Below are 4,126 nucleotides of genomic sequence, written 5' to 3' on the forward strand. Positions count from 1 at the left end.
TTAGGATATATTCTATATTTAAAAGCTAAATTATATTTCTTCATAGTTAACACCTCCTCATTAAATTTTTATGTCCTATTATTTTATCATATTTTAGAAAAAAACAATAGAAACTATTGAATAGTATATTTAATCAGAGGTACTGAAAACTAAAAAGATTGCCCTGATTCATCCTCTCCCTTACAGAGGAAGAGGTTTTCTCAGGGCGTTTTGATAAAATTGCGTCTCCTATCTGTTTGAATCTAACAACTAATATTTTCATATTAAATCTCCTCAATACTATTCTTTACAGTTTTTAAATCCCCCCAAAACTCTACTGCTACTTTTGCTCTTTTTCCACCATCATCCCTTGACTTCTTCGCAAAATTAGCATCATACGTCACTAAAAGTTTTATATCCCCTTTCCAGTTGAAGACAGCTCCTTTTTCCTGTAAGAATTTAAACTCTCTATCTAAAAGAAGCTCTGCTACGTCTTGACCTAAAGCTACAACTATTTTAGGATTCATAAGAGAGATTTGCATCATCAAATACTCTTTTAAATCTCTTTTATCCTTCTCTTCTAACTCACGGTAATTTTTCTCTGATTTTGTTAATGTTGTAATATAGTATTCATCTGGAGAAAGTCCTACAATATCACATAACTTAATTAAAAACTCTCCACTCGAACCTGGCTTCACTTTTAAATTTTCATCTATATATAAACTAGAATCATCTCCAATAAACATAATATTTCCAGCAAAATTTCCTGTTCCTAATATTATTTTTTCCTTTGTATTTTTTAAAGCATCCGTGCCTCCAACTTCAAACTTTAACTCCTCTAATAATCTCTCTATCTCTTCCATAAAGTCCTCCTAAAACTTGATTATCTTTGTACATATATCTTGTTGTGCAATCTCTACAGACACTTCTATATTATTTCTATTAAGTTCATCCATAACTGCATCTAGTGCTATTTTAGGGTCATTACTGTCCTTACTCATATGTGCTAAATATATTTTTTTCAATTTCTCATGATAGATTTCACATAAAAATCTAGCACAATCATTATTTGAAAGATGTCCATTTCTACTTTTAACACGAGCTTTCAAGTCCCAAGGATATGAACACTCCATTAATTTATGATAATCATAATTACACTCAACTACAATCACATCTACATCTTTAAAAGCTTCTCTAACAGTGTTGTCAATATAACCTAAGTCTGTTGCTATCGCGACCTTACTTCCAGTACTTTCTTCTATTCTAAATCCGATAGTTCTTTCAGCATCATGCATAACATCAAAAGGATAGACCATGCTTTCCCCTACCCAAAAAGCCTCTTCAATAAATCTAAGATTTTCTGGTTTTATTTTTCCTAATTTCAATACACCCGCTTCATAGCTCTCTTTTGTAATATAGATTGGAACATCATATTTCCTAGATATTATTCCAGCTCCAAGTATATGATCTCCATGCTCATGTGTTATCAAAATCCCATCTATACTACAAATATCTATACCTATTTTATTCAATTGTTCTTCTATTTTTTTCCCACTGAATCCAGCATCTATAAGTAATTTTATATTATCAGTCTCTAAAAAAATAGAGTTTCCTTTGCTTCCACTTCCTAGTACTGCTAATCTCATATTTTTCCCTTTCTTTAATCTCTATTTTAAGTCTATATTATAGCATAAAAAAACCTCTTAGCCTACTAGCCAAGAGGTCACATATTTTACATCTCTTCAAAGTGATCTTTACCTACATAACACAGTGGACATACCCAATCCTCTGGCACCTCTTCCCACTTTGTTCCTGGAGCAACTCCATTTTCTACATCTCCAACCGTTTCATCATAAACATAATCACATATTACACATCTCATGTGTTTACCCATCTTTAATCCCCCTATATTTTAGTTATGCCATAATCCATGAATATTACAGTACTCTCTAGCACAAACGCTAGCACCTTTTGGAACTCTAAAATAAGCTTCTGGAGCTTCCCCAGGTTTCAAATATTTTCTATATAAGAAATCATCTACGCATATCTCTATGATTTGAATATAGTGAGCTTCTGTCATTGGATGAGCTACCTCTTTTCCAACTTTAACTAAATACCCATCCTCTTTCTCTTCAACATAAGGAACATGCTTTTCAGTTGTTGCATCTTCTGTTTTTTCTGAAACTAACTCTAATCCCTCAACGTTCACTTCGGCATCTGCTATTAATACCTCTAATAATACTGGACTTTCTTTTACTTTAAAAATTTCAAAAACTTTCATTCTAGCCTCCTTCAATTAATAAAATAGTTTCTTATTTTAAGCAATTATTTATTCTGACAATGTGGACAAATTCCTTTAAAATAAACATGGTATTCATCTACCTTAAAACCACTCATTCCGTCAACTACTAATTGATCTAAAGCCACTGGAATATCATAGACTTTCTTACATTCTACACATTTAAAGTGTCCGTGAACATGAACATCTACATCATATCTTGTCTCATTTTCCTCTATTGTTATTACTTTCGTTATTCCCTTTTCTATAAAAAGATTTAATGTATTATATACTGTTGTTTTAGAAAGAGTAGGAATCTCAGGGCATAAAGCCTTATAAATCTCATCTACTGTAGGATGAGTTTTATTTTCTAACAAATATTCAAATATTTTCATTCTTTGATATGAAGGCTTTATGTCATGTATTTTTAGGTGCTCTCCTATATTTTCAACATACATAATAATCTCCTTTTGAAATAATTACAAAATTGTAATTATTTGTTTTTAATTTAATATACACTTTTTTAGTATTTTTGTCAAGATGTCTTTAGAATATTTTGACCATCAAATATCTGTCAATTCCTATTCCATATTCATCTTTTTGTAACTCTTCAATCTTGTAGCCAGCCTTTTCATACATTGATATAGCCGGTATATTTTTAGGATCTACTGTTAAATATACCATCTCTATTCCAATATCTTTTAAAAAATTGTGAGTTGATTCCAGCAGTTTTTTTCCATAGCCCTTTCCTCTTTCAGATTCTGGAGTTGAAAAACCATATAAGAAAACTGCATTTTTTTTTAATACAGCTTGATACTGAGCAACCGATAAAAGTTTTCCGAAATTATCAAGTAAAACATAAAGTTTTCCATAACGAATAAAACTCATAATCATCCACATATCTGCTCCACCCATAACTCCAAAACTATCTATCTCGTTCTGATATATCTTATCAATTAACTCTCTATTATCCGAAGTAACTTCAACAACTTTCATAAATACCTCCTAATATCCTATATCACATAGATGAAGTCCGTTTGGTTCTGCTACATCTTTTATATATTTTCCATTCGGATCATTTAGCATCTCTATCATATAATTTTCAGGTCTTCTCTTAAAATAAATTGATAAAATTGTCCCCACTATTATTCTTATTTGAGATTTTAAAAAAGCATTTGCTTTAACATACAGTTTCACAGTTTTTTCATCTACTCTTTCAAATCTAGCCTCAAACATCTCTCTTTCAGAAGTTCTACTAGAACAATCTGCAAGTCTAAAATTACAAAAATCATGAACTCCTACCAACGGAGCTACAATAGAATTCAATCTATCCAAATCTAATTTTTCATCAACAAAAGTTACATACCTCGATTGAAAAGGGTTTCTTTCCTCTCCTAAATAATATTCATAAGCTCTATATTTAGCTGAAAATCTCGAGTTGAAATCTGCCTCACTGTCTTCTACATCTAAAATAACTATGTCTTTAGGCAAACTATTATTTAATACATATTTTATTTTTTGAGGAGGAATTGTTGAATCTATAAAGAAGTTAGATACTTGTTTCTTAGCGTGTACACCCCTATCGGTTCTTCCTGCTGAAATTAGATCAATGTCTTTTTTAAAAAGTATTTTTAAAACTTTTTCGATTTCTCCTTGAACAGTTCTCAACTTTGGTTGCCTTTGAAATCCAAAAAATTCACTTCCATCATAACTATATGTTAACTTTATATTTCTTTCCAATTTTTTCTCCTTTTCCTTTTTTAGATATAAAAAAAAGTCTTGAATAATCAAGACTCTGTAAACTCTTATGTGGTGCGAGAGGAGGGACTTGAACCCTCACGTCGAAACGCCAGATCCTAAGTCTGGTGC

General features: G+C 31.0%; 7 protein-coding genes. All 7 read right to left on the reverse strand.

Annotated features, from left to right (window positions below; genetic code table 11):
- Window positions 1-263 precede the first annotated feature (263 nt).
- The 7 genes from L988_RS09045 to truA all read right to left on the reverse strand — a co-directional run bounded on the left by L988_RS09045 (window position 264) and on the right by truA (window position 3,997).
- A complete protein-coding gene (locus L988_RS09045) occupies window positions 264-842 on the reverse strand; it encodes a uracil-DNA glycosylase family protein (protein ID WP_047383605.1) in 579 nt (192 codons plus the stop codon).
- Window positions 843-851: 9 nt separating this feature from the next.
- Entirely contained in the window at window positions 852-1,625 is a 774-nt protein-coding gene (locus L988_RS09050) for an MBL fold metallo-hydrolase (RefSeq protein WP_047383607.1), read from the reverse strand.
- Between the two features lie 86 nt (window positions 1,626-1,711).
- Window positions 1,712-1,873: a rubredoxin gene (locus L988_RS13465; RefSeq protein WP_081982926.1), complete on the reverse strand. Its 162-nt coding sequence runs from the start codon at window positions 1,871-1,873 to the stop codon at window positions 1,712-1,714.
- 18 nt (window positions 1,874-1,891) lie between these two features.
- Window positions 1,892-2,260 carry a desulfoferrodoxin family protein gene (locus tag L988_RS09055; RefSeq protein WP_047383608.1) on the reverse strand — a complete coding sequence of 123 codons (369 nt, stop codon included), beginning with the start codon at window positions 2,258-2,260 and terminating at the stop codon, window positions 1,892-1,894.
- Between the two features lie 44 nt (window positions 2,261-2,304).
- Complete coding sequence (locus tag L988_RS09060; RefSeq protein ID WP_197053435.1) at window positions 2,305-2,715, reverse strand: Fur family transcriptional regulator; 411 nt, start codon at window positions 2,713-2,715, stop codon at window positions 2,305-2,307.
- Window positions 2,716-2,803: 88 nt separating this feature from the next.
- Window positions 2,804-3,253, reverse strand: a complete 450-nt coding sequence (locus L988_RS09065) for an N-acetyltransferase (protein ID WP_047383612.1) — start codon at window positions 3,251-3,253, stop codon at window positions 2,804-2,806.
- A 9-nt stretch (window positions 3,254-3,262) separates the two neighbouring features.
- Window positions 3,263-3,997: a tRNA pseudouridine(38-40) synthase TruA gene (gene truA / locus L988_RS09070; RefSeq protein WP_047383614.1), complete on the reverse strand. Its 735-nt coding sequence runs from the start codon at window positions 3,995-3,997 to the stop codon at window positions 3,263-3,265.
- Window positions 3,998-4,126 lie beyond the last annotated feature (129 nt).

The organism is Cetobacterium sp. ZWU0022, from assembly GCF_000800875.1.
GTDB lineage: Bacteria > Fusobacteriota > Fusobacteriia > Fusobacteriales > Fusobacteriaceae > Cetobacterium_A.

Excerpts from the sequence above, each read along its gene's own strand:
- L988_RS09060 (WP_197053435.1), bottom strand. The coding sequence starts at position 2,715 with ATGTATGTTGAAAATATAGGAGAGCACCTAAAAATACATGACATAAAG.
- L988_RS13465 (WP_081982926.1), bottom strand. The coding sequence starts at position 1,873 with ATGGGTAAACACATGAGATGTGTAATATGTGATTATGTTTATGATGAA.
- L988_RS09045 (WP_047383605.1), bottom strand. The coding sequence starts at position 842 with ATGGAAGAGATAGAGAGATTATTAGAGGAGTTAAAGTTTGAAGTTGGA.
- L988_RS09055 (WP_047383608.1), bottom strand. The coding sequence starts at position 2,260 with ATGAAAGTTTTTGAAATTTTTAAAGTAAAAGAAAGTCCAGTATTATTA.
- L988_RS09065 (WP_047383612.1), bottom strand. The coding sequence starts at position 3,253 with ATGAAAGTTGTTGAAGTTACTTCGGATAATAGAGAGTTAATTGATAAG.
- L988_RS09050 (WP_047383607.1), bottom strand. The coding sequence starts at position 1,625 with ATGAGATTAGCAGTACTAGGAAGTGGAAGCAAAGGAAACTCTATTTTT.